Raw genomic sequence first — 3,713 nt, forward strand, 5'->3', positions numbered from 1 at the left:
AATTAAATAAAAATCCAGAGTTTGTACTAAAGCTTCGATCAGAAAAAAATTTTCCGTCTATTAGTAAATTCAAACTTCAGGTTAGTGATGCCATCCAACAAGGAATTATTAAACCAATAGAAGCGGAACAATTATTTATCAATATAATGTGTTTAAATATATTTCCATTTATAGGAGAACCACTTTTAATGGCTCTCGTTGATGTGGACAAAGACAACTACAATAAAATATTAGAAAATCGAAAAACTGAAGTGGCAGAGTTTATTATTAATTCTATAAAAATCTAAGTTATGAAAAGTAAGTTAGTCCTATTATTACTATTTCTATTATCTGTAAGTTCGAATGCACAGGAAACTCTGACATTGGAAGATTGTTATGCATTGGCTACTAAAAACTATCCTTTATCAAAACAAACGGGATTGCTGCAACAAAAATCTAGTTATGAAATTGAGGCACTAAGCAAAGGAAAATTACCAAAAATTGACGTAAACGCTCAAGCAACTTATCAATCCGAAGTAATAGGATTCCCTACAACATTACCTGGTGTTGAACCTTTAAATAAAGACCAATACAGAGCGACTTTAGATGTCAATCAATTAATTTATAATGGCGGTACAATTGATGCAAATGCTAAATTAAAAGAAGCACAGACCAAAATACAACAACAACAAATTGAGGTCAGTTTATATCAGTTAAAAAGTAAAATCAATCAATATTATTTCTCTATTTTATTACTTCAAGAAAAAAGCAACTTATTATTGTCTAAAAATGAATTACTTCTATCTAAAGTTAAAGAAGTAAAATCAGCGGTAAAATTTGGCGCTGTTCTTCCTGCATCTGAACAGGTTTTAGAAGCTGAAATCATTAAAATCAATCAGCAGTTAACGGAAATTAAATTTGAGAAAATAAAGTTACTAAATAACCTTTCTGAATTAACTTTTACCAAAATTGACTCCGAAACAATTTTATTACAACCCGATTTTAATTCTATAAATACAACAAGAACAAGACCGGAAATTGCTTTTTATGATTTGCAAAATCAACAATTAGAGTTTTCTAAAAATGTAATTTCCAAATCTAATCTTCCTAAAATAAATGCTTTTGGTCAAGCCGGTTACGGAAATCCAGGACTGAATATGTTAGATAATTCTTTTCAGACTTTCTATGTGGTGGGCTTAAAAGCCAATTGGAATGTTTTTGATTGGGGTAAAAATAAAACAGACCTAAAGGCATTGGATATTTCAAAAGAAATAGTGACATCAGAAAAAGAAACATTTGAATTGAACAACAAAATGCAATTAGAAGAGCTAGATTATGAAATTAAAAAAATGGAACAACTCCTACTTTCAGATAGCGAAATAATTATAATACGTGAAAAAATCATTAAATCCTCTGATGCTCAAATGAAAAATGGTGTTATAACTTCATCAGAATATCTTACAGAATTAACTAACCTGTTTGAAGCAAAAAATATTTTAAAAACACATGAAGTTCAATTGTCGTTAGCCAAATCGAGTTACGAAATAATCAAAGGAAAATAAAAAAGAATCAGAAAAAATTTTTAAAAATGAAAAAAATAATTATCATAATTCTAGCCACAATAGGATTAATTTCCTGTAACAAAAATAGCGATAAAGCCGATGGTTACGGGAATTTTGAAGCAACAGAAATAACTGTTTCCTCCGAAGCGAACGGGAAAATTGAGTTCCTGAAATTAGAAGAAGGAGATGTTTTGAAATCTCAATCACAAGTAGGATTAGTTGATACTTTGCAATTACATTTTGCAAAACAACAATTAATCGCATCTAAAAGTACTGTTTCGTCTAAATCCGCAAATGTAGTCTCACAGAAAAGGGTTTTGCAGGAGCAATTAAAAACCACCAATTTAGAGAAAAACAGAATCCGTAATATGTATGCAGAAAATGCTGCAACCAAACGTCAAGTGGATGAAATTGATGGAAAAGTAAATGTTATTGAAGAGCAAATAAAAAGTGTTGGAACTCAAAATGCACCGATTTTAAGTGACTTGAAATCGATAGATGTTCAAATTGCTAAAATCAATGACCAAATAGCGAAAAGCAAAATTATTAATCCTATCAATGGAACGGTGTTAACCAAATATTCAGAGCCGGGCGAAATAACTGCATTTGGAAAACCGCTATACAAAATTGCAGATATTTCAGAAATGACTTTGCGCACTTATGTTAGCGAAACCCAGTTATCCTCAATAAAAGTAGGACAAAATGTAACCGTAAAAATTGATACTGCAAAAGATATGAAATCATATCAAGGAACTATTTCATGGATTGCATCTTCGGCAGAATTTACTCCGAAAATTATTCAAACCAAGGAAGAACGCGTAAATCTGGTTTATGCCGTGAAAGTGAAAGTCAAAAACGATGGCAGTTTAAAAATTGGGATGCCTGCCGAAATGTGGATAAATCTTAAAATCTAAAAAATGAAAATAATTATCGTAATGGCATCTATGTTTATTTTAATTGGATGCAAAACAACTCAAAACAACTCAATATCAACAACTATGAATTTAAAAAATCTGCACACCGAAAATAAAGCCGTTCAAACTAATGTACTTTTTCAACCTACCGATGGAAAAGTAATTTCACTACAAATTGCCAAAAACGAGCAATTAGCAGAACACATTACTAAAGTTCCTGCTTTATTAGTTTGCGTTTCTGGAAATGCAACGTACAATGATGAAAACGGAACTACTATAAAATTACAATCGGGTGATTATTTCAACATTCCTGTAAATGTAAAACATTGGGTTGACGCTCAGGAAGAAAGTAATTTCTTATTGATAAAATAATGAGCATTTCAGTCAAAAACATATCAAAATCTTACAACAAGTTAAAAGCAGTCGAAAACATTACTTTTGATGTAAAAGAAGGAGAGCTGTTTGGCTTAATTGGACCAGATGGTGCAGGAAAAACAACTATTTTCAGAATTCTAACTACTCTGTTAGTAGCTAATGAAGGCAGCGCAGAAGTGGCAGGTTATGATGTAATAAAAGGGCTGAAAGAAATTAGAAATTCTGTGGGATACATGCCCGGGAAATTCTCGTTGTATCAGGATTTAACGGTGGAAGAAAATTTAGATTTTTTCGCCACTATTTTTGGAACCACGATTGAAGAAAATTACGACTTAATCAAAGACATCTACGTTCAGATTGAGCCTTTCAAAACGAGAAGAGCAGGAGCGCTTTCTGGCGGAATGAAACAAAAATTAGCGTTGTGTTGTGCGTTAATTCATGCGCCAAAAGTGTTATTTCTGGACGAGCCTACCACCGGAGTTGATCCCGTTTCCCGAAAAGAATTTTGGATTATGCTCAAACGATTGCAAAAAAAAGGCATTACCATTTTAGTCTCAACACCTTATATGGATGAAGCTTCACTTTGTGACAGAATCGCTTTGATACAAAAAGGTAAGATTTTAAAAATTGATTCCCCTGAAAACATTATTAATAACTATGAAAAAATAATTTATGATGTACAAGCAAAAAACACACACGGATTGATTCACGATTTAAAAAACTATCCCAATCAATATAGTGTGTATGCGTTTGGAGAATTCATTCATTACATTGATAGAAATGCAGATTTTAATCCAGATGATTTACACGACTATTTAAAAAATAAAAATCACACCGACATAGTGATAAAACCCGCAATAATAACAATTGAAGATGTTTTCAT

The 3,713-nt window shown here is 31.6% G+C and carries 4 protein-coding genes and 1 pseudogene; all 5 read left to right on the plus strand.

Going from position 1 to position 3,713, the window contains the following annotated elements; genetic code table 11:
- Positions 1 to 287 (plus strand): annotated as a pseudogene (locus FPG59_RS16730) (TetR/AcrR family transcriptional regulator); the annotation flags it as partial.
- Positions 288 to 290: 3 nt separating this feature from the next.
- On the plus strand, positions 291 to 1,541 hold the full coding sequence (locus FPG59_RS14725; RefSeq protein WP_086455322.1) for a TolC family protein: 1,251 nt from the start codon (positions 291 to 293) through the stop codon (positions 1,539 to 1,541).
- Positions 1,542 to 1,567: 26 nt separating this feature from the next.
- The gene (locus FPG59_RS14730; protein ID WP_086455323.1) at positions 1,568 to 2,455 is read left to right on the plus strand and encodes an HlyD family secretion protein; all 888 of its coding nucleotides are present in this window, start codon (positions 1,568 to 1,570) and stop codon (positions 2,453 to 2,455) included.
- Between the two features lie 3 nt (positions 2,456 to 2,458).
- The gene (locus FPG59_RS14735) at positions 2,459 to 2,827 is read left to right on the plus strand and encodes a hypothetical protein (protein WP_243698888.1); all 369 of its coding nucleotides are present in this window, start codon (positions 2,459 to 2,461) and stop codon (positions 2,825 to 2,827) included.
- The coding region (locus FPG59_RS14740) for an ABC transporter ATP-binding protein (protein WP_176330764.1) at positions 2,827 to 3,713 on the plus strand (887 nt) is incomplete at its 3' end. The genes FPG59_RS14735 and FPG59_RS14740, both read left to right, overlap by 1 nt.

Source organism: Flavobacterium sp. FPG59 (assembly GCF_002150205.1).
In the GTDB taxonomy this organism is placed as follows: domain Bacteria; phylum Bacteroidota; class Bacteroidia; order Flavobacteriales; family Flavobacteriaceae; genus Flavobacterium.

What these genes read in the sequence shown, in the direction of transcription:
- FPG59_RS14725 (WP_086455322.1), top strand. Translation starts at nt 291, where the DNA reads ATGAAAAGTAAGTTAGTCCTATTATTACTATTTCTATTATCTGTAAGT.
- FPG59_RS14730 (WP_086455323.1), top strand. Translation starts at nt 1,568, where the DNA reads ATGAAAAAAATAATTATCATAATTCTAGCCACAATAGGATTAATTTCC.
- FPG59_RS14735 (WP_243698888.1), top strand. Translation starts at nt 2,459, where the DNA reads ATGAAAATAATTATCGTAATGGCATCTATGTTTATTTTAATTGGATGC.